Here is a 25320-nt window from a genome sequence, read left to right as displayed (position 1 = left end):
ACACACTCGGGACCCCATCATGCCCAATACCCTCCACGCCAGTACCGTGCAGCTCGCGCCAACGGCCCCGGTACAGTCAGCCGTTGGCTCCCAGGCCGAACACCTGACCCTGATGTTTCTGCTGCAACTCATCGTGATCTTCAGCGTTTCGCGGCTGATCGCCTGGTTCAGTACCCGCCGCCTGGGCCAAACGCCAGTCGCTGGCGAAATCCTCGCCGGACTGGTGCTAGGCCCAAGCCTGCTCGGCTACTTTTTTCCTGAGCAACTGGCCGCGCTGTTCGTGCCGCAAACGGCCACTGCCTTCGTGGTAACAGCACAGATTGGCCTTATCCTGCTGATGTTCCAGGTCGGCCTGGAGTTCGAGTTTGGTGCGCACCTCAAGGGCCGCAAGCGTTCGGTCATCATCATCAGCATGGGTGGGCTGCTGGTACCCTTTGCCAGCGGCATGCTCACGGCCGAGTACTTCTGGCAGCAAATCAGTGGGGACAGACCGCCCCTGCTGGCGTTCCAGCTGTTCTTCGCCACAGCACTGTCAATTACCGCCCTGCCCATCCTGGGGCGCATTTTCATGGAGCTGGGCCTTTCGCGCTCGCGGGTTGCCACCCTCACCATCGGTGCGGCGGCAATAGACGATGTCTGCGGCTGGCTCATCCTCGGCGGCGTTACATCGCTGATCGCCTCACAGTTCAACCCTTGGGCTTCGTTGGCCCGGATACTGGCGCTGGGCATGTTCATTCTGCTGGTGATCGGCCTGGTGCGACCACTGATCATGCGCTGGATCCTTGGCGACCTGGAGCGCCGACCGCTAACGGCCCAAGGCATATCGCTGATGCTGATCATCTTGCTGGCCAGCGCGACAGTGACCAACCTGATCGGCGTGTTCTCGATCATCGGCGGTTTCATTCTCGGCGTTGCACTGCACACTGAACGCCGCTTCGTTGAGCAGTGGAATGCCAAGGTCAGTGGCGTGGTCAATGCATTCTTCTTGCCGATATTCTTCGCCTACACCGGCCTGCGCACGGATGTGGGTGCTCTGGAAGGCACGACCGCATTGTGGAATTGCCTGCTGATCTGCCTGGTGGCGTTCGCCAGCAAGTTTTTCGGCGCCTACGCGGCCAGCCGCCTGCTTGGCGAGAGCCGCCGTGATGCGGCGCTGATAGGCGTGTGCATGAATACCCGGGCGCTGATGGAGCTGGTAGTACTGAATGTCGGTTATGACCTGGGCGTACTGCCCAAGGAATACTTCACCCTGCTGGTGATCATGGCCATCATCAGTACCTTCATCGCTTCGCCCTTGATCCGGCTGCTGACAGCACACGCCCGCAGCCCACGTTCGACCCCGGAGGCAACCGAGGTCGGCAGCGGCTGAAATCAGCGTGATGTTTCGACGCGCAGCACTTCGGTGTAGATCGCGTCGACGGTCTGGCCGACCTTGAGGTTCTTCATGCGCGCCTGCAAGTCCGGGTTCTCGACCTTGACCACCTGCAGCTTGCCCTCCGGCGGCAGCAGGCTTACTTCATGTTTGTCGAGGTCGATCTTCTTGATCTGCGAGGTGACCCTGACCTGGCGGAAGGCCTCACCGCCCGGGTTGGGGTTTTGCGCCGTGGCGCGAATGGTGCCGGACTCCTCACTGGCCTTCGGCGCCCCACCCACATCCGTGTTGAGCACATAGGCGACAGCACGGGTCACGAAAATGTCAACCTGGTCACCCTCCTTGAGGTTGGGCAGGGCCTTGGCATTTTCCGTCAGCTGGAACGTCACATCCTTCTTGTTATCTGGGCCCTTCACCGTGACCTGGCGGTTGGCCAGGTCGATGGCGGTGACCTGCGTGGTGACGTGACTTTCCAGCGCCTCGCTGGCAATCGGGATATCGGCAGCGTGCACGGTGAGGCTGGTGGCGGACACCAGCGTGGCCAGGGCAACAGCACGCGCAAGAGAGCAAATCGGGTTCATAGGCCTGCTTCCATGTGATCAAGACCGGATAGGGGCGCGAAGTGTTCACGCGCCAACAAGCATAGACCGTGCACACGACCCTGCCGGGCTTGCGCCATTGCGACGTATTTCGTCCCATTCTCGCCGCCTCCAGCCTTGCAAAAGTAAATGCGAACTCTTTACACTTGCTTTACATTTACAAATCATTACTATTCGTGACCTTCAAACAACAATGAGTCACCTGTAATGGCAAATATGTCTGTTGTCCCAGCCTCCATTTCCGTGCTGGGCCTTCTAGTTGTGCCTGCTGTTCACGCTGCCGCTCAAACCGAGGCGCCGGGCTCCCTTGCCCTGCCCGCCACCGCCGTCACCAGCGCCTACGAGCAGCAAAGTTACAAGGCCAGTGAAAGCCGCAGCGCCATGAAGATCGACGCACCGCTGCGCGATATCCCGCAAACCGTCAACGTAGTGCCCGAAAGCGTGATCAAGGACCAGGGCGCGCAGTCGATGCAAGACGTGCTGAAGAACGTGCCCGGCATCGGTCTTTCCAACGGCGACGGCCAGCGCGACCAAGTGACCATTCGTGGCTTCAGTGCCATTGGTGACATGTACATCGACGGGGTTCGCGACGACGCTCTGTACTTCCGCGACCTGTCCAACATCGAGCGTGTCGAAGTCATCAAGGGCCCCGCCGCCGTACTGTATGGACGCGGCTCTTCCGGCGGACTGATCAACAGCATCAGCAAGAAACCAAGCTTCACGCCCAAGCGCGAAGTCGGCATGAGTTTCGACAGCGAAGGCAAGCGCCGCACGCAGTTCGACACCGGCTGGGCCGACCCGCAGAGCAACCAGGCTTACCGTGTGACCGGCGCCTTCGAAGACAGCGACACCTTCCGCGACGATGGCTACATCGACCGCAAGGCCATTGCGCCGTCGGCCTACTTCCGCCTGTCCGACGACCTGGAACTGAACCTGGGCGCCACCTACCTGTACGACAAGCGCCTGATCGACTTCGGCATCCCGGCGTTGGGCAATCGCCCTGTGGATGTGGACCGTGACAAGCGCTTCGGCTCTGGCGATGCCGATCAGGACTATGCCCGCAGCGAAGTGTTCTCGTTGACCGCGAGCCTGGACTACCGCATCAACGACAACTTCACCCTGACCAACACCAGCCGCTACTACCGCTACGATCTGGACCGCAACAACACCCTGGCTGACAGCAGCCCGACACGCTTCGTCACTGCGCCCAACGGCGAACTGCTGGTCAAGCTCAACCGCGGCAACGTAGCCCGTGACGAGTACGGCGTATTCAACCAGACCGAGCTCAAACAACAGGCGCAACTGGCCGGCATGCAGCACAACCTGCTGTACGGCGTGGAAGTGGGCTTCCAGGACAAGTACCAGCGCGTGTTGAGCCAAAACAACGTGGCCCTGGTGCCGGTGTACCGCGACGCGCTGGTGCCGGTACCTGAGCACGCTGCGAACCTCTCCTCCAAAGGCACCAACTTCCAGCAGACCACCGGCCTGTACCTGCAGGACATGATCGAGCTGAACGAGCACTGGAAGGCCTTGGTCGGCGTGCGCTATGACATTTTTGGCCAGGAGTACGACGACGGCCGCGTGCAGAACGTCGACCTCGACCGTACCGACAAGACCTGGAGCCCGCGTGCCGGCCTGGTCTACCAGCCAGACGCCATCCAGTCCTACTATGTGTCGGTCAGCCGCAGCTACCAACCTTCGGGCGAGGTGTTCGCGGTCAGCCCGACCAACCAGCACCTGGAGCCGGAAGAAACCACCAACTACGAAATCGGTGCCAAGTGGGACCTGCTCGACAGCCGCCTGTCGCTGACGGCGGCGGTGTTCCGCCTGGAACGCACCAACATGAAGACCGCCGACCCGGCCAACCCCAACCTGACCGTGCTGGCCGGCGAGCAACGCACCGATGGCTTCGAGGCCACCGTCAGCGGGCAGCTTACGGACAAATGGCAGATCTATGCCGGTTATGCCTACCTGGATGCAGAGATCACCAAGTCCAACAGCAAGACCAACGGCGTGGCCAACGAAGGCCAGACGCCTACCCTGACGCCGCGCAACAGCGCCAACGTCTGGCTGGTGCGCACCCTGACCCCAGCGTGGCGCGTGGCAGCCGGAGCCAACTACGTTGACGAACGCTACACCGCGCTCGACAACGTGGTGGTGATGCCGGGTTACACCACCTTCGACGCAGCGCTGCTGTACAGCGTGCCGCAGTGGGATGCGGCGCTGCGCCTGAAGAACGTGTTCGACCGGGATTACTATGCCTCGGCGCATGGCTCGGTAGACTTGGTCACCCCAGGGGCACCGCGTACGCTGGAAGCCAGCTTCAACTACCGCTTCTGATCATCGGAACACTCTCAAGCCTTGCGCGCCCCGTATGAGAGGGGCCCTCTGTCACGAAAGGGGCGCGCAGCGCCCCGCTTATTTGCCGCTTCGCCGCGACGTTTGCACATACGAATGAGCGTGCAACTCCGACGCAACAGTTCACCGCTTCGCTTTAATGAAATATCCTGCAAGGTATTCAGCACATGAAGTCGGAGTAAACATGAGCATCATCACGAAGGGCCCCCATCGCTCCTTGGCACTGACCACCCTGCTCGCCCTCAGCCTGGCACTCTCTGCTGGCTGCTCCAGCAAAAACAGCAAGGCGCGCCACGCAGCTTCCAACGTAGGCTCAAACTGCTTTGCCAAAGCAGTCCCCTCAACCGGAGAAGGGGGCTTGGCGTGGGGGAATACCCTGAGCATTGCCCGGCAAAAATCGCTGAACAACTGCGTGCGCTATGCCACCCGTTCAGGAGGCACGCCAAGAACATGTCAAGTGGTGATGGCCAAGTGCAAGAACTAAATGTTCATGCACTATAAATAAAAACGGAAACTTCCTACAAAGATAAACAAGCTGCCTTACTGCAGTAAACGCAGCAACTATCAGACTCAAAATTCGACAACATATTCTTACACTTCCCGCCTCGACGCTGCTGCCTTAATCAAGGCAATGTCCTGCACTTCAAGATCAACTGAAGATTCATTCACCACACTTCATTGATCAAAAAAGTTCCTTCCTTCAATCCTCTCGACGCCAACGTAGTGCGTACTGGGCGTTTGCACGACCTGTAACAGCAAGTCCTTAGCAAGGAGTTAACATGACTGATGCCTCCGTCAGCAGCGCCACCTCCGGCCCGGCCTGCAGCGCACGCGTCCCCATTCTGCCCATTCGCTATGCCATCGTGCCGCGCACCGCTGGCGCCCTCGCCTGCCGTTACGCCGAATCAGGATTCAACCTGGAGCAAGGCTTCGCCCCGCTGCAGCACTCCTCCTATACCCTCCGCGCGCTGCGCCCGGGTTATGTCTATGTGTTCATGAAAGGTGCTCTGGGCCAGAAGCTGGTCATCCATGAGTACGTCGGCGCGGGCCTCTACAAGGAACTGCTCTACAAGGGGCTGGATGGCTACCACCGGCGTGACCGTTACCTGTCCAGCCGCCCCATGGGCTGGGTATGGGCCGACACCTGCCCCGATACCGCCCAGGAAGTGTGGATCGGCTACAGCCCGCACCTGTGGACCAACGCCATGACCGCCCGCATCACCGGCTCGCCCGCCCTGCGCAAACGGCACATGCGCCAGCTGGACATGGCCGAACTGATAGCCGGCAACCGGGCGCCCTCGACCCAGCCCCATGTCTTGCCGGTCAGCGCCCTGCAAACCTGGGTCGAAGACTTCAAGCCCACCGAGCGGCGCATGCCGCTGAGCTGGAGCAGCGACCCGATCACCGACACCTTGCCCATCGGCAACCTTGTCGCCGTGGCGCGGCACTATCCCTGGACCCAACCCAAAGTGCCGGTGGTGGTCGCGCTCGCCGACGCTGAAGGGATGGCCCTGGACCTGAGCCTGTCGGTGTCGGCCTACCAGCACCAGTTGCGCGACCTGATGCCCGCCGAGCAGCTGGAACATACCAAACCCGATCAACCGCCCGAGCAGGAACGCGTGCCGGCGTGCTTCCAGCTGGATGCCGAACAGTTGAGCGTGCAAAGCCGCGATTTCCACTATCGCAACCTGGTGGCCATGCTGCTGAACAAGACGCTGGAGAGTATGTACCCAGCCGACGCTGCCTCGCCCGAACTGGCCGAGTTCCGGCTTGGCACAGAACGCAGGGGCCCCGCCCTGTCGCCGGCCGAATCGCATTTCCAGGCCCTCACCCACAAGGACTACTCCCCCCACGGCGCGCGCCTGGCGCAGCGCCTCGATCTAGACAAATACCGGCGCTTCCTCACCGAGCGCGACGAGCTGGGACGCCGCATGGCCGCCCTGCGCAACCAGGCCTTGCACGCCAGCAACGACCATGACGCCTGGCTGGCGACAGCCGAACCCCAGCATATCGACAACCCCTACAGCCTGGCCGCCGCCCTGGCTTGCTATGACCGCGACGAGCTTGTGTCGGCCCGTGGCCTGGAAATTTCCCTGGCGCTGTTGATTCACCCGATGGGCCAACCGACACCGGGCGCTGAAGATCAGGATCGGCGCTTCAAACGCCTGGAGCAGTGGCTGGACCGAGACGACAGCCCACTGTACACCGCCCTGGCGCCGTTCAACCCGTTCAAGGACAAGGCCGACTCGATCGGCAGCTTGTTCGGCGCCAGCGACAACGTGATCGAAGGGCTGGCCGGTCGCTTCCCGGCCATGGCCGACATCACCGACCTCACCGCCCAGTCGCTCAACACCGTGGTGCTCAAACGCCTGCGCGGACAGACCCGCTGGGACGCCAGCCATGGCCTGCGCCAGCAGGTGTTGTTGGCGGCGCGGGAAGCGAATGCCGAGAAAGCGCTGGGGTTGTTGGCGGCGCGCTACCGGATCACCGAGCAGGCCATCAAGGACAATCCGTTCAGCCAGGAGGTGGAAAAGTACCTGAAGAGTGGCATGGCGCAGGTTGAAGAGATGAAGCAGCTGCGTATCTCGGGGAGCCGAACCGTGTTGGTTGAGCTGACCACCACCACACGGGTGAAGCCCAACTTCCTCGGCTTGCTCACCTCAAGCGTTGGCGGTGGCCTGAACGCGGGGATGCTGTGGTTCAATATCTTATCGCTCAAGACGGCCTACAACAGCCTGCAGCAAAGCAATGCACCGGAATACACCTTGGGTTTTGCTTCGTCGATTTTTGGGGTGATCGGTGCAGCAGCGGCGACATTGGTCAGCGTACGGGCAACGCAGAAAGCCGTAACAATGAAGTTAAGCTCCACGGTTCCAGGATTGGCGTTTGGCAATGGAATTATAAAGCACTTAGGCAGCAATTTATTCGCGCGCGCTTCTGGCTACCCGGCGATTATACTGGGATTAACCTCAGACCTGTTAAAAGGGTATCGGCAGTCACAAAACGGCAGCGCCATATCAGGTGCTTACACTGCTGCTGCTGGATTCACATCTGCCGCAGGGGCCACACTTATGCTTGAGGCTAGCCTCGCCATCGCTGGCCCAACGTTTTTAATTCCCTTTGCGGGTTGGGCCGCAGCGAGCCTAGTGCTTGTCGGTGCCATCGTGATTGGCGGGGGGCTTTACCTACACTCTAAAGCGCATGAACGCCTCCATAGCCCGATAGAACTATGGGCAAGCAGAAGTATTTTTGGCAAAAAAGAAAACGATGGAGAAGTCCGCACCGAGATGAAATTAGATCACCAAGGGCTTCTCCCAAGCTTTGCCAATGTCAACGAAGAGCTTGAATCTTGGCATGCTCAAGTTTACGCCCCCATTGCACTAACGGCTGAACAAGCAGCATTCCTGAATCTTGAAGGGTTGACTACAAGATTGAGTTCAGGTACTCACTGGCCAACACCGGATTGGGCAACCATCATCCATAGCCATGTAGATGAGGCCATGGCCACTATAGAATTCACCGTACTGCTAAAAGACTTTATTATAGGGCAAAGCCAATGGCACGGCACCTTGAAAACCAAGGACTTCGGCAACACTTCAATACCATTGCGAACAGAGCCGACTTGCCACTTTAACTCCGCAGGGCTTATCCTGCATTACAAAATCGATAGAACCAGGGCAAAAAGCGCCACACTATCAATCGACTACCAACCCAACCAAGGCTTATCCAGCAACACTCACTCATCCTCAATTTTTTACATTGAAAGGTAATGCCATGACAACAACATGGCTATTTAGCCCACACACAAAAACCGATACCAAACCAAAAATCCAAGGACAAATCTCTGGCTTAACTAACACACTGGCACAGCTGAGGAATCCATGGGTTTCGGATTCAGTATTCATGGCCAAAATGTATACCGGAACGATTTTATTTATTGCAATTGTATCCTATGCAGGCTTTTCGAGCCACTCAATCAATTACGAACAGGAAGGTGCACATGCATTTATTGCAATACAACTATTTGGGCCACTTCTTTTTACACCATTCCTGGCTTATCGGATTTTCTTTATAAGAAAACTTTCCAACATCTACTTCAATAGAACCACCCAAAAAATCTATTATAAAAGAATAAATAAACTCATAGTCTTTGATTGGAACAATACAGGAGGCGGTGTATTCAAACGCACCGAATTTGGCGGCTCATCCTTCAGCACCAGCTACGCCCTCGCCTTCGCCCCGCGCCGAGCAGACGGCAGCCTCCACCAAAAAGACTGCCTCTGGGTCGACAGCAACGAACCCACCGAACCCGGCGTCAGGCACGTCGCCGAAGTCTGGGAATACCTGCGCCACTTCATGGCCCACGGCCCCGACAAACTCCCCCCACCCGGCGAACCCAACTGGTGGCACAAGCCCCTGCATGCCATCTGCCTGACCCCGGCTGAAGCCTGGCGCCACTATGCCCCTTGGCGAACCGGCGAACCCGGAGAAATGCAGGGCAAGAAGAACTGGCAACTGCCCTTCTGGGCCGTACTGTTTCCCTACAACCTGACGGTCGCCATCTGTTGGTACTTCGTCTGCAAGCTCTTCAATGTCCGCGCGGCACCACCACCTGTCGAGGCGTTTGAAGGTGTGCCCGCTAACGCCCGCGAATGATCACCACCTCAAGGTATTCGCTGGGCACCACCAACGATGAAGGACCACCTACGTTGTTCTCGTCCAGCAACTGGGTAAGGTCTCGCTCCAAAGCACTGGCCCCCTCGGCCTCCAACGAAGCAAACGCCTTGTGCACCGGCCCGTACCAGGTACGAAACACCTCGATGAAATGCGCCGCCGAGCGGTAGCGGAAATTGAATTGCTGGCGGCTGACATTCAGTTCGCCCAGCACCCCATCGAACATCACGCGCAACTGCTCCTCGTCACCCCACCGCGATGGCGGCAAGGCCCCGGCGGGTGGGGGCACATGCCGTCCGAGGGCCTTGAACATCTGCCCGACGAAACCTTGCGGGGTCCAGTTGGCCAAGCCTATACGGCCACCTGGTCGGCATACCCGCCCCAGTTCACGCGCGGCCTGGACCTGATCAGGGGCAAACATCACACCGAACGTGGAGAGCACCGCATCGAAGGTGCCATCGGCAAACGGCAACGCTTCGGCATCGGCAGCCTGGAACAGCACATTCAGGTGCTCCGCCCGCGCCCGCTCTTCGCCACGCTTGAGCAGTTCGGGTACATAGTCGGTGGAAGTGACGCGGCAACCGCGCCGGGCGGCGGCCAATGTGGCATTGCCGTTGCCGGCGGCAACATCCAGCACCTGCTCGTCCCACCGCAGGTCACAGGCTTCGGCGAGGCGCTCGCCAACCAACTGCAGGGTGGTGCCGATTACCGCGTAGTCACCACTGGCCCATGCAGCCTGCTGACGGGCTTTGAGGGCATTGGTATCCAAAGGGGTGCTCATGGTCTGCGCCTTCTTGTTGTGCGCGGCCGAGGTCCTTCTGGCGGTTAACGCGCCATGGATTTGGGGAGCAAAAATGTTACGCGCCTCTCAGGCCAAGCGGAAAGGCGAATAGGGGATAGGGCCAGGATCAAACTGCTATATGAAGCGAGCCACCGTGGGAGCCGGCTTGTCCCGCAAATGGCGCCACGCGGCGCATGGCACCGGCTTCGCCGGTGTTCGCGGGGCAAGCCCGCTCCCACAGAGACTCAGTAAATCATTGAGTCAGTTTTCTGATAGCCCGCAAACGCATCCTCAGGCGAACTTGGCCCGGGCTGCGTGCAGTTTCTTGTAGCTTTCGATCAAGCGCAGGTGACGATCGAGGCCTTCGAGCTTCATGCTGGTCGGGGTCAGGCCATAGAAGCGCACGCTGCCGTCCACCGATCCCAACACCGCGTCCATGCGCGCGCTGCCGAACATGCGGCGGAAGTTGGCTTCGTAGTCGTCCATCTCCAGCTCGTCATCCAGTTGCACCTCCAGCACCACGTTCAGCGCCTGGTAGAACAGGCCCCGCTCGACGGTGTTGTCGTTGAACTGCAGGAACGCTTCCACCAGCTCCTTGGCTTCCTCGAAGCGCTGCACCGCCAGGTAGATCAATAGCTTCAGTTCAAGAATGGTCAACTGGCCCCACACCGTGTTCTCGTCGAACTCCACCCCAATCAGGGTAGTGATGGTGGTGTAGTCATCCACGTCACAGTTGTCCAGGCGCTTGAGCAGCAGCTTCAAGGGGCGGCTTTCCAGATTGTGCAGGTTGAGGATGTCGGCGCGGAACGACAAGGCGCGGTTGGTGTTGTCCCAGATCAGGTCCTCGACCGGGTAGATTTCCGAGTAGCCCGGTACCAGGATTCGGCAGGCGGTGGCGCCCAGGTTGTCGTACACCGCCATGTACACTTCCTTGCCCAGGTCTTCAAGGATGCCGAACAGGGTTGCGGCCTCTTGACTATTGGAGTCCTCGCCGTGGCCGGAGAAGTCCCACTCGACGAACTCGAAGTCGGCCTTGGCGCTGAAGAAGCGCCACGACACCACGCCGCTGGAGTCGATGAAGTGCTCAACGAAGTTGTTCGGCTCGGTCAGCGCGTGGCTTTCGAAGGTCGGTTGCGGCAGGTCGTTCAGGCCTTCGAAGCTGCGGCCCTGCAGCAGTTCGGTGAGGCTGCGCTCCAACGCCACTTCCAGACTGGGGTGGGCGCCGAACGAGGCGAACACGCCGCCGGTACGCGGGTTCATCAGGGTCACGCACATGACCGGGAATTCGCCACCCAGCGAAGCATCCTTGACCAGCACCGGGAAGCCCTGTTCTTCCAGGCCCTGAATGCCGGCAACGATGGCCGGGTACTTGGCCAGCACTTCCTGAGGCACATCCGGCAAGCACAATTCGCCCTCGAGAATTTCGCGCTTGACCGCACGCTCGAAGATCTCCGACAGGCACTGCACCTGCGCCTCGGCCAGGGTGTTGCCGGCGCTCATGCCGTTGCTGAGGAAAAGGTTTTCGATCAGGTTGGACGGAAAATACACCACCTGCTCGTCCGATTGGCGCACGAACGGCAGCGAGCAGATACCGCGCGCCGTGTTGCCCGAGTTGGTGTCGTACAGGTGCGAACCACGCAACTCACCGTCAGGGTTGTAGATGTCCAGGCAGTGCTCGTCGAGGATCTCGGCCGGCAGTGCGTCGCGCGGGCCTGGCTTGAACCACTGCTCGTTCGGGTAGTGCACGAACGGCGCGTTGGCCAGGTCTTCGCCCCAGAACTGGTCGTTGTAGAAGAAGTTGCAGTTCAGCCGCTCGATGAACTCGCCCAGTGCCGAGGCTAGCGCCGCTTCCTTGGTCGAGCCCTTGCCGTTGGTGAAGCACATCGGCGATTGCGCATCGCGCACATGCAGCGACCACACGTTGGGCACGATGTTGCGCCACGAAGCGATCTCGATCTTCATCCCCAAGCCGGCGAGGATGCCCGACATGTTGGCGATGGTCTGTTCCAGCGGCAGGTCCTTGCCGGGGATGTAGGTGGTGCTGTCCGACACCGGCATCAACAGGCCCTGGGCGTCGGCGTCGAGGTTGTCGACCACTTCGATCACGAACTCGGGGCCGGTCTGTACCACCTTCTTGACGGTGCAGCGGTCGATGGAACGCAGGATACCCTGGCGGTCCTTCTCGGAAATGTCTTCGGGCAGCTCGACCTGGATCTTGAAGATCTGGTTGTAGCGGTTTTCCGGGTCGACGATGTTGTTTTGCGACAAGCGAATGTTTTCGGTCGGGATGTCGCGGGTCTGGCAGTACAGCTTGACGAAGTAAGCCGCGCACAAGGCCGAAGACGCCAGGAAGTAATCGAACGGGCCTGGGGCCGAACCATCACCCTTGTAGCGGATCGGTTGGTCGGCGATCACCGTGAAGTCGTCGAACTTGGCTTCAAGACGGAGATTGTCGAGAAAATTGACCTTGATTTCCATGCGGGTTTACCGTGATTTAAGCGTGCAAAACGAAATTGGCCGGCATTATCCGGGTTTTCAGCCTGGAAGTCCTGTTTACCTCGTCGCTTGCGCATTCCACCGGATTGCTTGCCTGATCCTCTGGACCTGCCCCCGCCACCGGACCGGCGGTCATCCCCCTGTGCTAGCGTTTCTTCTCTGGGGAACAACGTATTCCCCGCGCAGAAAAAACACAGCGACAGCAACCGATGATTGGCAGGTGAACCATGGAACTACGCATCAACCAGAAGACCTACCAGGTCGAGGTGGACGCCGATACGCCCCTGCTGTGGGTGATCCGCGATGACCTGGGACTGACCGGCACCAAGTATGGCTGCGGCCTGGCCCAGTGCGGCGCCTGTTCGGTGCTGGTGGACGGCAACGTGGTGCGCGCCTGTGTCACCCCGGTGGCCGGTGTGGTCGGGCGCGAAGTGACGACCATCGAAGCGATCGAGGCCGATGCTGTCGGCAAACGGGTGGTCACGGCTTGGGTCGAGCACCAGGTGGCCCAGTGCGGCTACTGCCAGTCCGGCCAGGTGATGGCGGCCACGGCGCTGCTCAAGCACACCCCCAATCCCAGTGACGCGCAGATCGACGCGGCCATGGTCAACCTGTGCCGCTGCGGCACCTACAACGCCATCCATGCTGCCGTGCATGAGCTGGCCCAAGGGGAGAAAGCCTGATGAACACGCCAGTCGATACCCCTGCCGAACTGCTCAAGTTGCAAATGGGCGAGACAGTCAACTTGTCGCGTCGGCGCTTTCTTGCCGGCACGGCCGTCGGTGCCCTGGTGTTGGGTTTCGGCCTGCCCATGGGCTCGGCCCGGGTGCAGGCCGCATCTGCGGCAACCTCGGAACGCGGCACCCAGGTGCCCGCGTTTCTGGAGATTCGCCCGGATGGCACGGTGCGCCTGCTCAGCCCCTTCATGGAGGGCGGGCAAGGCCCTTTCACCGCGATGGCGCAGATCGTAGGTGAAGAGCTGGATGTCGACCCCGTACATTTCATAGTCGACAGTGCACCGCCGGGTGAAGCCTATGTGGTGATGGAAAACGGCATGCGCATCACTGGCGGCAGCATGTCGGTGCGCATGAGCTACCCGACCATGCGCCGCCTGGGCGCCCTCGCCCGGGCCATGCTGCTGCAGGCCGGCGCCCAGCAGCTGGGTGTGCCGGTCGATGAGCTCTCCACAACCCCGGGTAACGTAGTACATACCACGACCGACCGTTCCATCCCCTATGGTGAACTGGCGAGGCGCGCCATGGACCTGCCGGTGCCCGACCCGGCCAGCGTCAAGCTGCGCGACCCCAGCCAGTTTCGCTGGATCGGCAAACCCGTGCGCCGGCTGGATGCTTACGACAAGTCCACTGGCAAGGCCCAGTACTGCATCGACATCAAGATCGACGGCATGCTCCACGCTGCGGTACAGCACGCGCCACGCCTGGGCATGACCGTGAGCAGCCTGCGCAACGAAGAGCAGGTCAAGGCCATGAAGGGTGTGCATTCGGTGCATCAGTTGCCGGGCGCCGTGGCCGTGGTGGCCGAGCGCTGGTGGCATGCCAAGCGTGCGGTGGAGGCGATTCAGGTGGACTGGCAAGAGGCGACTGCCGACTCCAAGGTGCGAGCGATGCCAGCAGACTTCTCCAGCGACGGCTGGCGCGAACACCTGGCCACGGTCGAAGGCCCGGCACATGATGAGGAGCATGAAGGTGATACCGCTGGCGCCTTGAGCAATGCCAAGACCAAGGTCGAAGCCAGCTACCACAACCAATACCTGAACCATGCCCAGCTTGAGCCGCCGTCCGCCCTCGCCCGCTTCAACCCGGACGGCACCCTGGATGTGTGGCTCCCCAACCAGGCACCGGACATGTTCCGGGACGACATTGCCAAGCGTACAGGCCTGGAAACTGCGCAAATACACCTGCACTCGCCGTTGCTGGGCGGCTTCTTTGGCCGCCACTTCCTGTATGACTCGGCCAATCCCTACCCGCAGGCCATTGCACTGGCCAAAGCGGTTGGCCGGCCGGTGAAGCTTATCTGGAGCCGCGAAGAAGAATTCCTGCGCGATGTGCTACGGCCGGTCGCCGTGGTCAAGTTCCGCGCCGGGCTGGATGCCGACGGCATGCCAGTCGCCCTCGAAGCGGTAAGTGCCACCGAAGGCCCAACCGAGGCCCTGGCCGGCAAGCAAGGTGAAAAGATCGACCCGACCGCGCTTGAAGGGTTGTCGGGCAAGGCCTACGCCATCGCCAACAAGCGCATTGCGCAGATCTATGTAAAAGGCCCGGCCATGCTCGGCTACTGGCGTTCGGTGGGCAACTCGCTGAACGACTTCTTCTACGAGTCGTTCCTCGACGAACTGGCCGACAAAGGCGGCAAGGACCCGTTCGAGTTGCGCCTGCACCTGCTGCGCGACAACCCGCGCCTGACCAACCTGCTGAACGCAGTCGCCGACCTGTCGGGTGGCTGGAAGCGCGGCCCGTTCACCGCCGAGGATGGCAGCAAACGGGCACGCGGCGTGGCCATGGCCTCACCGTTCGGCTCGGAGGCAGCGGTCATCGCCGAGGTGTCGATCGAGAACGGGCAGGTCAAAGTGCACGACATCTGGCAGGCCATCGACCCAGGCAGCATCGTCAACCCGGCGATCATCGAGCATCAGGTGAACGGCGCCGTCGCACTGGGCCTGTCGCAGACGCTGGTGGAGGAGGCGGTATATGTGGATGGCAAACCGCGTGCGCGCAACTACGACCTGTACCCGATCCTGCCACCTTCACGCATGGCCCGGGTGCATGTGCGCATTGTCGAAAGCGGGGCGAAGATGGGCGGCATTGGCGAGCCTCCGTTACCGGCCGTAGCCCCGGCGGTGGCCAACGCCGTCGCGCAACTGACCGGCCAGCGCGTGCGCAGCCTGCCGTTGAGCCGCCATACCTTCAGCTGACCGCACAAGGAACGCCCCATGACCCATCGTTTCGCGAGAACCGCTGGCTGGCTGGCGCTGCCGTGCCTGGTCGCGGCAGGCCTGCTGGCCTGGTATGTCACCCGCGAGCCTGCCTCGCCGTTCATCGATGCACAGGCCAGTGCCGCCGACCCGGCGCTGGTCAGCCGTGGCGAGTATGTGGCCCGGCTCAGCGACTGCGTGGCATGCCACAGCCTGTCGGACGGCAAACCATTCGCCGGCGGGCTGGAAATGGCCACCCCGCTGGGGGCCATCCACGCGACCAACATCACCCCTGATCGCGACAACGGCATCGGCAGTTACAGCCTGGCCGACTTAGACCGTGCCGTACGCCAGGGCGTCGCGCCGGGTGGCCGACGGCTGTACCCGGCCATGCCCTACCCGTCCTACGCCAAGCTCAGCGACGACGATGTAAAGGCGCTGTACGCATTCTTCATGCACGGCGTGCAACCGGCTCGGCAGGCCAACCTGGCCAGCGACATTCCGTGGCCGCTGAACCTGCGCTGGCCCATTGCCGTGTGGAATGGCCTGTTCGCCGCCACCACGCCTTACGCCGACAGGACCGGGCAGGATGCGCTGTGGAACCGGGGCGCCTATATCGTTCAGGGCCCCGGTCACTGTGGCAGTTGCCACACGCCGCGTGGGCTGGCCTTCAACGAGAAGGCGCTGGATGACAACGGCAAGTCATTCCTGGCCGGCGCCTTGCTCGATGGCTGGTACGCGCCCAGCCTGCGAGCCGACCACAATACCGGGCTGGGGCGCTGGAGCGAGGCCGAGATCGCGCAGTTTCTCAAGACCGGGCGCAACCGGCATGCCGTGGTGTTCGGATCGATGACCGAGGCGTTCAACAACTCCACGCAGTTCATGAGCGACGATGACCTGGCGGCCATCGCCCGCTACCTGAAGTCGCTTCCCGGCGACCCCCAGCGCGACGGGGCACCGTGGCAGTACCAGGCCGAGTCGGCAGCAACACAGCTCGACAGCCCGGGCGCACATATCTATGTGACCCGCTGCGCCTCGTGCCACGGGCTGGAGGGCAAGGGCCAGGACCAATGGATGCCGCCTTTGGCGGGGGCAACCTCAGCGTTGGCGAAAGAAGACGCTTCGGCAATAAACATCACCTTGAACGGGTCGCAGCGGGTAGTGACAGCGGGGCTGCCGGATGCCTACCGCATGCCGGCCTTTCGCGAGCAGTTGAGTGACCAGGAAATGGCCGATGTGCTGAGCTTCGTGCGCACGGCCTGGGGTAACCGGGGCGGGGCCGTGAATGCGCAGGCGGTGGGCAAGTTGCGTGGGCACACCGACCCGGCCAGCAGTAGCCCGATCATTTTGCATATGCGCTGAACTGGAGCCTCTATGGAAAGCATCGACCTGCTGGTGCTGCGCACCACCCGAGACTGGCTCGCCGCCGGCCACCGCGTCCTGCTGGCCACGGTCGCCCGCACCTGGGGCTCCTCTCCTCGCCCGGTCGGCTCGATGATGGCCTTGCGCAATGATGGTCGGGTGGTCGGCAGTGTCTCTGGTGGCTGCATCGAGGACGACCTCATTCACCGTTATACCACCGCATACGGCGGCCCCGGCATGCCCGACAGCCTGCCTCAGGTAGCGCGTTATGGTGTCAGCGCCGATGAAGCACACCGTTTCGGCCTGCCCTGTGGCGGCACCCTGGAACTGGTCCTGGAATTCGCCCCACCGCTGCGGCACCTCGAACAACTGCTGCCGTGCCTTGACAGTGGCAGCCTGGTCCGCCGCGAGCTGGAACTGCGCAGCGGTGAAGTCAACCTCACCCCCACCAGCACGCCTGACCTGTTCAGCTTCGATGGTCAGCGCATGCTCAGCACCCTCGGCCCCGGCTACCGCTTGCTGCTGATCGGTGGTGGCGCACTGGCCGAGTACCTGGCCACCATGGCCCTGTTCAATGGGTTCAGCGTTTCGTTATGCGACCCGCGTCCGGAATACACGGCAGGCTGGAGCGTACCCGGCGTCAACATGCTGGGCGGCATGCCCGACGATGTCGTTCGCGCCTTCATCCCGGACCTGCGCAGCGCCATCGTCGCGGTCAGCCACGACCCTAAACTCGACGACCTGGCCCTGCTCGAGGCCTTGCGCAGCCCAGCGTTCTACATTGGCGCCATCGGCTCGCGGCGCAACAGCCAGCTACGCCGCGAGCGCCTGATCGAGCACTTTGGCGAAAGCGAAGCTTCGCTGCAACGCTTGCACGGCCCGATTGGCATCTACATCGGCAGCAAGACACCAGCCGAGATCGCCGTCAGCGTCATGGCCGAGATCCTCGCAGCGAAGAACGACGTCACCCTGCCCGGCACGGTCAACGTGACTCGGGCCAAGCGCGCCCGGGAGGCCATGCAGCTATCACGGTCTGTGTAGGTTTACTGCCAACGCTCCAGGTTCTGTTGCAACAACTGCTGTGGCAGCGCCCCAGCCACGATCTTTTCCATTTCCCGCGCTAGCGCCTCACGCAAATGTGGCCGATTGCAGGGCGAATCATGCGAGAGTGCCAGGTACAGCCCTTCGCTGGAGACCGGCGGCTCCAACACCTGTACCGTGCTGGCAATACCCAAGGTGCGTGCCAGTGCCATGCCCGGGTATTGCTCGTACACCACATAGTCGCTGCGCTTGTGCATCAGTTTTTCGAATGCCTGCCGGGCGCTGGGCACGGCTTCGAGGGTGAGGTTGGCCCTGGCATAGTCGTCGAACTGCTGGCCGTGGCTGTTGTTGACCAAAGTCCCGCCCTTGCGCCCCTTCAGGTCGGCCCATCGGTTGTAGGTAAAGGCACTGTCCTGGCGCACCCAGACCACGCTGGGGGTATGCAGGAATGGCGGGGCGACGAAGTCCATCTGTTGCTGGCGGGCCTGGGTCATGAAGTACCCGGCCATCAAGTCGATCCGGCCGGTGCGTACCTCTTCCTGGGCACGCGACCATGGCCCGCCGTAGACCACCTCGATCTCCAGCCCCAACTGCTTGCCCAGGTACTTGAGCAGGTCAGCGTTGGCACCGATCAGTTGCTGGGGGTTTTGCGGGTCGCGCCACAGGTACGGGGGGTATTCCGGGTTGCCGGTGGCGGTCAACCGTCGGCAAGGCTCTTGCGCTACCGCAGCCAACGGCAGCAGCAAGCACGACAACAGGAGCACGGCGTGGCGAAAGCAACGCTGGATCATCTACAACCCTCGACACATGTAACATTCGGTGACCCGGCGTGGCGGCCAAAGGCTGCCACATCCTGTGATCAACTGCAGCATTCATCTGTGCGAGCTGTAGACAGTCTGGACCATGTGCAGCCAGTAGGCTGGCCTTTCATCGGCCAGCGATGAAACAAGTCGCCAAATACCTGCTCGGCCTCAAGCGCCCTGCCGACGCATCGCCAGGATCGCCGCGCCGAAGCCAATGAAGGTGGTACCCACCACCCGGCTCACCCAACGCGAAAGCGACGGCCGGGTCAGTACGCCTTTGGCCCGCGCTGCCAGCGCCGCATACACGCTCAGCGAAACCAGCGACAGCGCCACGAAAATTCCGGTCAGGGCCAGGAACTGCGGCAGCAACGCTGCCCCTTGGTCGATGAACTGCGGAAACAGTGCAGTGAAGAACATGGTCGCCTTGGGGTTGGTCACCGCAGTAAGAAAGGCCGACTTGTAGAGTTTCAGCGGCGATGGGCGTACCTTGGCCGCCCCCTCTGCCGTCGCGTGCTCCAGCATCGGGCTTTTCTTCAGCAACTGCCGAACCCCCAGGTAGAACAGGTAACCCGCCCCCAGGATCTTCACCGCATTGAACAGCATTTCAGAACTGGCCAGCAGCGCGCCCAAGCCCAGCATGGCGGCGGCCGACAGGCAGAACAGGCCCGAGCCATTGCCCAGCGACGACCAGATCGTACTGCGCTGGCCGTGGGCCAGGCTGTTATTGATGGCCATCAAGGTGGCAGGACCGGGGCTGGCGATCGCGATGGCGGCAACCAGGGTAAACGCAAGCAGCGAGTGAGCATCCATTTTCAGGCTCTTCAGGCAAATCAGGAAAGGCCCTGTCCAGGGCACGCAGGTTCAGTCAGCATTCTGCCGCTTGGCTGCCTTCTTGGCGATAGCCTTCATCCGCGTCGCCGCCCGTTGCACAGTGGCCATTTTTTCAGGGCGCTTCATGCCCCGCCATTTGCGGATTTCGTCACGGGTGCGGCCACAGCTCACGCACAGCTCGCTGTTGAGCTGGCATAGCGAAACGCAGGGGTTGTCGATGTCTTTGGCCATGCCAGCACTCAGCCAGGCAGTTCTGCCCGCGCACGTTCGGCGGCACTGTTGAACACCTGGCGCACTTCCTCGGCCTTGACCTTGCTGATTGACCTGGCAGCCAGCAGCTCTTCCACCACTCGGATGCACTGGCCCAAGGCAGTGTCCAGCTGCTCAGGATCGGAGGCGTCAGCGATATCACCCAGATAAGGAGCGATGAGGTACACGTAACGGTCCTGCAGCTTGAGCGCTGCCAGCGCGTCGAGGGCTTTCTGGAACCGATCGGCAGCGGCAGGGCTCATGCTCAATTTATCGAAATGAATCAGGCTCACACGGTCAGTGGCCATTTTGACGAATCTCCGTTTCCTGGTACGGCCAGGACCGCAAGCAGCAGCGCTTCTACGGTGCTCGGATGAGCGGGCCCGGGTAATGCCCGTCAGGTTACCAGAAGCCGAGCCAGAAAGGGCCATTGCTCCCAGAACTAAAAGTATTTGCCAAGTCGCGCAATGGATGCCCCAGGGCGTAATCGGGACAGGAGCCAGCATTTGCTGCGCAGGATAATCGCGCCAGCAAGTCACCCCACCGGGGCAGTCATCGCACTCGGTAGCCCACACAACAACAAGCCTGCGCGTGCAGGTAAGCCACAAAGGGGCATCATCATTCATGGCAAAGGAACACATCACCGAAACGCTCGACCTTGGCGTGACGGACCCCTCGAAAACCGCAGAAGCCCGCCAGGACCGGCATTTCGAGGGCAAGCTCGACTGGATCGTCTTTGGTTTCACCAGCCTCCTGGCAATCGCCTTCGTGCTCTGGGGTTTCCTCAACCAGGCCAGCCTCGCCAGCAGCGCCTCCAGCGCGCAATCCTGGGTCATCCTCAACTTTGGCTGGTTCTTTGTACTCACTTCCACCCTGTTCGTGGTGTTTGTGCTGTGGCTGGCTGCCAGCCGTTACGGGCGCGTGCCGCTGGGCCGTGATGGCGAACAGCCAGAATTTCGCACGGTGTCCTGGGTGGCCATGATGTTCAGCGCCGGCATGGGTATCGGCCTGATGTTCTTCGGCGTTGCAGAACCCTTGTCGCACTATGTATCGCCCCCACCGGGCTCGGCCACCGGACAGACAAGTGAAGCGATGCAGGTGGCCATGGCTACCACCCTGTTCCACTGGACACTGCACCCCTGGGCCATGTACGCCATCGTCGGCCTGGTGATTGCCTATGGCACCTTCCGACGCGGCCGTTCGCAGTTGATTTCCGCCGCCTTCCGGCCGTTGATCGGCAAGCACGCCAACGGCCCGCTCGGCCGCCTGATCGACATGATGGCAATCTTCGCCACACTGTTCGGCTCGGCGGCCTCGCTGGGCCTGGGTGCGCTGCAAATTGCCGGAGGACTGGAGTACAACGGCTGGATCGAAAGCCCCGGCAAGCTGTTCTACATCTCGATCATCACCCTGCTGACCATTGCCTTCGTCACTTCGGCGGTGTCAGGCATCGGCAAAGGCATCCAATGGCTGTCCAACACCAACATGGTACTGGCACTGGTGCTGGCGGTGTTCGTGTTCATGGTCGGACCGACCCTGCTGATGCTCAACCTGCTGCCGACCTCGCTCGGCATCTACATCAAGATGCTGCCGGAAATGATGGCCCGCACCAACGCCAGCGGCGGCGAGCAGATGAACAGCTGGCTGGCCGGCTGGACCGTGTTCTACTGGGCCTGGTGGATTTCCTGGACACCGTTCGTGGGGATGTTCATCGCCCGCATCAGCCGTGGTCGCACGATCCGCCAGTTCGTGACGGGTGTACTGCTGGTGCCCAGCCTGGTCAGCCTGGTGTGGTTCACCATTTTCGGCGGTGCGGCCATCGATGCCGTGCGGGAAGGCGCCTTCCAGCTGACTAATGGCGCAGTCAACAGCAACCACGCGCTGTACCAGTTGCTGGACAGCTATCCGCTGGCTTCAGCGACCTCGGTGCTGGTGATGATCCTGGTGGGCATCTTCTTCGTTTCCGGTGCCGACGCCGCCTCGCTGGTGATGGGCACACTGTCGGAACACGGCACCACAGCGCCATCGCGGCGTACGGTGATTTTCTGGGGCGCGCTGACCGGTACAGTGGCGGCAATCATGCTGGCGATTGGCGATCCACGCGACCCGGGCGAGGCGCTGACGGGGTTGCAGAACCTGACCATCGTCGTGGCCCTGCCCTTTGTGGTGGTGATGGTGCTGCTGTGCCTGGCCTTGTACCGCGACCTGCGCAAGGACCCGATGATGCTGCGCCACCTGCGCGGTAACGAACTGATCGAGAAGGCCGTGCTGTATGGGGCGGTAAAGCATGGCGAGGAGTTCTACATCGTGGTGCAGGAGAAGAAGGCTTCGGTGAAGGCCGCGACAGAAGCCGAAGTGACCGGTAGCTGACCGGGCCGGCCTGTAAAGCGGGGCTGCTGCGCGGCCCCGTTCACCTTCATTCAAATTCCAGGCTGTACCCCACCCCATACACCGAGCGGATCGGGTCATGCCCGGGGGTCACCGCTGTCAGCTTGCGCCGCAGGTTCTTCACATGGCTGTCCACAGTACGATCGGCCACTACCCGGTGGTCCTGGTAGATGTGGTTCATCAACTGGTCGCGTGACAGCACCTGCCCCGGGCGCACCGCCAGCGCTGCCAGCATGCGAAACTCCACGGGTGTGAGCTCCAGCGCCACACCCAGGTAGCGCGCCTGAAAAGCGCAGGCATCCAGTTCCAGCCCCAGGTTGCCTGGCTGCTCGCCACTGCGGCGCAGCACAGCCTTCACCCGTGCCACCAGTTCACGCGGCGAAAACGGCTTGCAGATATAGTCGTCCGCACCCAGCTCCAGGCCCAGCAGGCGGTCGATCTCGTCCACGCGGGCGGTCATCATGATCAGCGGCAAGCGACTGAAACCACGCAGCTCCCGGCAGATGTCCAGGCCGTCACGGCCCGGCAGCATCAGGTCCAGCAACACCAGGTCGTACGGGCCCTGGCGAATGGCGGGGATCACTGCGAGGCCATCGGCCAGATGCTCGACGCTGTACCCCCCCGCACGCAGGTAATCGCCCACCAGGGCGGCGAGCTTCGGTTCGTCTTCCACCAGCAGGATCCGGCTCATGCTTGTGCCCCTGCAACGGGCAGGGCCAGTGCCAGCAATAGCCCGCCCTTGGTCGAGGTCTTGGCGGTCAGCCGTCCGCCATGTACTTCGGCAATACCGCGGCAGATCGCCAGACCCAGCCCGGTGCCGCCACTGGCCCGGTTGCGCGAACGTTCGACGCGGTAGAAACGCTCGAACAAGCGTGCCAGCGAGGCACTGTCCACGCCGGGGGCGGTATCTTCACATTGCACCAGCACCTGGTCACCCTCCTGGAATGCACGTAAAACGGTGTGGCCACCCGCATCGGTGTAGCGGCGGCTGTTCTCCAGCAGGTTGTGCAGCAACTGGCCCAGGCGCGCCTCGTCGCCCAACACCCACAACGGTTGCCCGGGCAGCTCCAGGCGCAGTTGCAAGCCGCGCTCGGCAAAGCCGGCCTGGAAGGCGTCTGTCACCACGGGCAGCAACACGCACAGGTCGATGCGTTCGCGACGGTAAGTGGGGCCGCCGACTTCCGCCAACGACAGGTCGAACAGGTCGTCGACCAGCTTGCTCAATGCGCCCACCTCACCCTGCAGTGAGCGCAGGGCATTGCCATCGAGCGGTCGAATGCCGTCCTCCATGGCTTCCAGCTCGGCCCGCATCACCGCAAGCGGCGTACGTAATTCGTGGGAGATGTCCGCCATGAAGTCGCGCCGCAGGCGTTCGTTATTCGCCAACGTGGCAGCCATGCGGTTGAAGTCACCGGCCAGTTGCCCGGCCTCGTCAGTCGAGCGCACCGGCAACTGAATCGCGTAATCACCCGCAGCCAAGCGATGAGTTGCACTGGCCACTTCGCGAATGGGCCGCAGCAAGGCGCGGCTCAACCACCAGGCGATGACTGCCGTGGCCAACAGGCAGGCCAGGCCGATCAGCAGGCTGGAGCGCAGCTGGTTCAGCTGGAAGCGCTGGTCGCCGATGCTGGTCACCGCCTGCAAGGGTGCCAAGGCCATCCAGCCAACCACCTGGCCTTGGTGGTGAATGGGGCGCAGCAGCATGTCCGCCGGCGCGGCCTGGTAGCCGATGATCGGCTGGCGCTGAGCATCGAGCAAGGCAAAGCGCACGAATGCCCCGGTCAGGTCCGAGACAGTCAGCAGGCTAGGGTCGAAGGTTTTGTCTGGCCGTACATCGTCCGGGCGCAGCAACTCGAACCACTGGTCCTTGTCGCGACGGATGAAGTCCCAGTTGCCGTTGCGCGCATAGGCTTGCTCGACCCTCGGCACGATGCGCTCCATGCGTTCCTCGGCCTGCTGGTTGAGGTAACCCAGAAAGCCGTACTTCAAGCTCAGGTAGGCGGCAAACACCATGCCCAGCACGGCAAACGCACACACCGCGAGCATGGCGAAGAAAAACTTGCGCGAAAGGCTGACTTTCATGACACCGCCGGCACATTGGAATTGCCTGTATTGAAGCGCGCAGGCCTATGTGCCGCAAGGCTCGGCGGGCAATCTCCACGCTTTCTGCACATTGCCTGCACAATTGCCGCGCACGCTGGCGGCATCGAAATCCCTTGGCTCGGAGCCTGCGATGCCTACTTTATTCCACTCCCTGATGTTCGCCCGTTCGCCCCTGGCGCGTGCCCTGTTGCTGGGGGCCGGCCTGCTGGTCATCGGCGGTTGCCGCGAAGCCGAAACGGCTGCTGCAGCGCCCCCCGTACAGGAGGTTGCCGTATACGAGGTGACCACCGACGCCCAAACCTTGACCACCACCCTGCCCGGTCGCGCCAGCGCCCACCTGATCGCCGAGATCCGCCCACAGGTCGGTGGCATTATCCAGAAGCGCCTGTTCAGCGAGGGCGACACGGTCAAGGCCGGCCAGGCGCTGTACCAGATCGATCCGCAGCCGTACCAGGCCACGCTGGCCCAGGCCGACGCCACTGTCAGCTCGGCCCGCGCCACCCTCAAGGCCGCCGAGCTGAAGGCCAAGCGCGATGCACAGTTAGTGAAGATCGACGCCATCAGCGCCGAAGACAACGAAAGCGCCCAGGCCGCCCTGCTCGAAGCCCGCGCCAGCCTGCAATCGGCCCAGGCTGCGCAGCGCACTGCGCGTATCAACCTGGACTACACCCGCATCAATGCCCCGATCGATGGGCGCACAGCCACCTCGTCAGTCACCCCCGGCGCACTGGTCACCGCCGAGCAGACCACCGCGCTGACCACCGTGCAGCAACTGGACCCGATCTACGTCGACTTCACCCAGCCCAGCAGCACCCTGCTGCGCCTGAAACGTGAGCTGGCCGAAGGTAAATTGGCGACCAGCACGCAGCAAGACGCCACCCGTATCAGCCTGGAGCTGGAAGACGGCAGCACCTACGCCCATGCCGGCACGCTCACCTTCAATGGCGTCAGCGTGGATGAAAGCACCGGCAGCGTGACCTTCCGCGCCGTGGTACCGAACCCCGATGGCCTGCTGATGCCGGGCATGTACCTCAAGGCCACCGTGCAGGAAGGCGTTCAAGAGAACGCCATCCTGGTACCGCAACAAGGCGTGAGCCGCGACGAACGTGGAGACGCCACCGCCCTGGTGGTGGTCGACGGCAAGGTACAGCAACGCGAACTGACCCTGGCTCGCGCAGTGGGCAACCGCTGGTGGGTCAGCCAAGGCCTGTCTGCGGGCGACCAGTTGATCGTCCAGGGCCTGCAGAAGGTCCGCGTCGGGCAGAACGTCCAGGTTCAGGCGCAGGACAACACCCTGGCCACCCGCAACGACAGCAAGCGAGGCGAATGAC

The 25320-nt window shown here is 61.9% G+C and carries 20 protein-coding genes; 11 read left to right on the top strand and 9 right to left on the bottom strand.

The annotated features are described in order from the left end of the window. Positions 1 to 19: 19 nt before the first annotated feature. Entirely contained in the window at positions 20 to 1369 is a 1350-nt protein-coding gene (locus tag QQL85_RS09885; RefSeq protein WP_284355566.1) for a cation:proton antiporter, read from the top strand. 2 nt (positions 1370 to 1371) lie between these two features. Here QQL85_RS09885 and QQL85_RS09880 read toward each other — a convergent pair whose 3' ends face one another. Then, complete coding sequence (locus QQL85_RS09880) at positions 1372 to 1953, bottom strand: hypothetical protein (RefSeq protein ID WP_284355567.1); 582 nt, start codon at positions 1951 to 1953, stop codon at positions 1372 to 1374. 225 nt (positions 1954 to 2178) lie between these two features. Here QQL85_RS09880 and QQL85_RS09875 point away from each other — a divergent pair, with 225 nt between their 5' ends. The 4 genes from QQL85_RS09875 to QQL85_RS09860 all read left to right on the top strand — a co-directional run bounded on the left by QQL85_RS09875 (position 2179) and on the right by QQL85_RS09860 (position 8985). Beyond that, the gene (locus QQL85_RS09875) at positions 2179 to 4311 is read left to right on the top strand and encodes a TonB-dependent receptor (protein WP_284355568.1); all 2133 of its coding nucleotides are present in this window, start codon (positions 2179 to 2181) and stop codon (positions 4309 to 4311) included. A 202-nt stretch (positions 4312 to 4513) separates the two neighbouring features. Next, positions 4514 to 4813, top strand: a complete 300-nt coding sequence (locus QQL85_RS09870; RefSeq protein ID WP_284355569.1) for a hypothetical protein — start codon at positions 4514 to 4516, stop codon at positions 4811 to 4813. 295 nt (positions 4814 to 5108) lie between these two features. Continuing rightward, a complete protein-coding gene (locus QQL85_RS09865) occupies positions 5109 to 8099 on the top strand; it encodes a T6SS effector BTH_I2691 family protein (protein WP_284368766.1) in 2991 nt (996 codons plus the stop codon). A gap of 4 nt (positions 8100 to 8103) precedes the next feature. After that, positions 8104 to 8985: a DUF6708 domain-containing protein gene (locus QQL85_RS09860; protein WP_284355571.1), complete on the top strand. Its 882-nt coding sequence runs from the start codon at positions 8104 to 8106 to the stop codon at positions 8983 to 8985. On the opposite strand, the gene QQL85_RS09855 is transcribed toward QQL85_RS09860, so the two are convergent. Together QQL85_RS09855 and QQL85_RS09850 are read right to left on the bottom strand one after the other, a co-directional pair. Further along, on the bottom strand, positions 8969 to 9784 hold the full coding sequence (locus tag QQL85_RS09855; protein ID WP_284355572.1) for a class I SAM-dependent methyltransferase: 816 nt from the start codon (positions 9782 to 9784) through the stop codon (positions 8969 to 8971). The genes QQL85_RS09860 and QQL85_RS09855 overlap by 17 nt on opposite strands. A gap of 291 nt (positions 9785 to 10075) precedes the next feature. Then, entirely contained in the window at positions 10076 to 12262 is a 2187-nt protein-coding gene (locus QQL85_RS09850; RefSeq protein ID WP_284355573.1) for an OsmC domain/YcaO domain-containing protein, read from the bottom strand. Between the two features lie 245 nt (positions 12263 to 12507). On the opposite strand from QQL85_RS09850, the gene QQL85_RS09845 reads away from it, so the two are divergent. From QQL85_RS09845 to QQL85_RS09830, 4 genes are read left to right on the top strand one after another with little or no spacing between them, the layout of a single operon-like run. After that, on the top strand, positions 12508 to 12963 hold the full coding sequence (locus tag QQL85_RS09845; RefSeq protein WP_284355574.1) for a (2Fe-2S)-binding protein: 456 nt from the start codon (positions 12508 to 12510) through the stop codon (positions 12961 to 12963). Continuing rightward, positions 12963 to 15212 carry a xanthine dehydrogenase family protein molybdopterin-binding subunit gene (locus tag QQL85_RS09840; RefSeq protein ID WP_284355575.1) on the top strand — a complete coding sequence of 750 codons (2250 nt, stop codon included), beginning with the start codon at positions 12963 to 12965 and terminating at the stop codon, positions 15210 to 15212. Before QQL85_RS09845 ends, QQL85_RS09840 begins: the two co-directional genes overlap by 1 nt. Positions 15213 to 15230: 18 nt before the next feature. Continuing rightward, positions 15231 to 16574, top strand: coding sequence for a c-type cytochrome (locus QQL85_RS09835; RefSeq protein ID WP_284355576.1), 1344 nt, complete (start codon positions 15231 to 15233; stop codon positions 16572 to 16574). Between the two features lie 12 nt (positions 16575 to 16586). Continuing rightward, positions 16587 to 17615 (top strand): XdhC family protein, encoded by a 1029-nt coding sequence (locus tag QQL85_RS09830; protein ID WP_284355577.1) that lies wholly within the window; start codon positions 16587 to 16589, stop codon positions 17613 to 17615. A gap of 2 nt (positions 17616 to 17617) precedes the next feature. On the opposite strand, the gene QQL85_RS09825 is transcribed toward QQL85_RS09830, so the two are convergent. From QQL85_RS09825 to QQL85_RS09810, 4 genes are all read right to left on the bottom strand, one after another. Next, positions 17618 to 18406 carry a substrate-binding periplasmic protein gene (locus QQL85_RS09825; RefSeq protein ID WP_284355578.1) on the bottom strand — a complete coding sequence of 263 codons (789 nt, stop codon included), beginning with the start codon at positions 18404 to 18406 and terminating at the stop codon, positions 17618 to 17620. A gap of 180 nt (positions 18407 to 18586) precedes the next feature. After that, positions 18587 to 19228 (bottom strand): LysE family translocator, encoded by a 642-nt coding sequence (locus tag QQL85_RS09820; protein ID WP_284355579.1) that lies wholly within the window; start codon positions 19226 to 19228, stop codon positions 18587 to 18589. Positions 19229 to 19279: 51 nt separating this feature from the next. Beyond that, a complete protein-coding gene (locus tag QQL85_RS09815) occupies positions 19280 to 19480 on the bottom strand; it encodes a DUF1289 domain-containing protein (protein WP_012271937.1) in 201 nt (66 codons plus the stop codon). 8 nt (positions 19481 to 19488) lie between these two features. Beyond that, positions 19489 to 19806, bottom strand: a complete 318-nt coding sequence (locus QQL85_RS09810; protein WP_284355580.1) for a hypothetical protein — start codon at positions 19804 to 19806, stop codon at positions 19489 to 19491. Between the two features lie 316 nt (positions 19807 to 20122). On the opposite strand from QQL85_RS09810, the gene QQL85_RS09805 reads away from it, so the two are divergent. After that, positions 20123 to 21868, top strand: coding sequence for a BCCT family transporter (locus QQL85_RS09805; RefSeq protein ID WP_284355581.1), 1746 nt, complete (start codon positions 20123 to 20125; stop codon positions 21866 to 21868). 46 nt (positions 21869 to 21914) lie between these two features. Here QQL85_RS09805 and QQL85_RS09800 read toward each other — a convergent pair whose 3' ends face one another. Together QQL85_RS09800 and QQL85_RS09795 are read right to left on the bottom strand one after the other, a co-directional pair. Next, positions 21915 to 22577: a response regulator gene (locus QQL85_RS09800; RefSeq protein WP_284355582.1), complete on the bottom strand. Its 663-nt coding sequence runs from the start codon at positions 22575 to 22577 to the stop codon at positions 21915 to 21917. Further along, positions 22574 to 23968: an ATP-binding protein gene (locus tag QQL85_RS09795; protein WP_284355583.1), complete on the bottom strand. Its 1395-nt coding sequence runs from the start codon at positions 23966 to 23968 to the stop codon at positions 22574 to 22576. The genes QQL85_RS09800 and QQL85_RS09795 overlap by 4 nt, the downstream gene beginning before the upstream one ends. A gap of 151 nt (positions 23969 to 24119) precedes the next feature. Between QQL85_RS09795 and QQL85_RS09790 the strand changes: the two genes are divergently transcribed. Then, positions 24120 to 25319 carry an efflux RND transporter periplasmic adaptor subunit gene (locus QQL85_RS09790; RefSeq protein ID WP_284355584.1) on the top strand — a complete coding sequence of 400 codons (1200 nt, stop codon included), beginning with the start codon at positions 24120 to 24122 and terminating at the stop codon, positions 25317 to 25319. Position 25320 lies beyond the last annotated feature (1 nt).

The sequence above is a fragment of the Pseudomonas putida genome (genome assembly GCF_030159595.1).
In the GTDB taxonomy this organism is placed as follows: Bacteria; Pseudomonadota; Gammaproteobacteria; order Pseudomonadales; family Pseudomonadaceae; genus Aquipseudomonas; species Aquipseudomonas putida_AC.
This window is presented reverse-complemented; position numbering and strand designations above follow the sequence as displayed.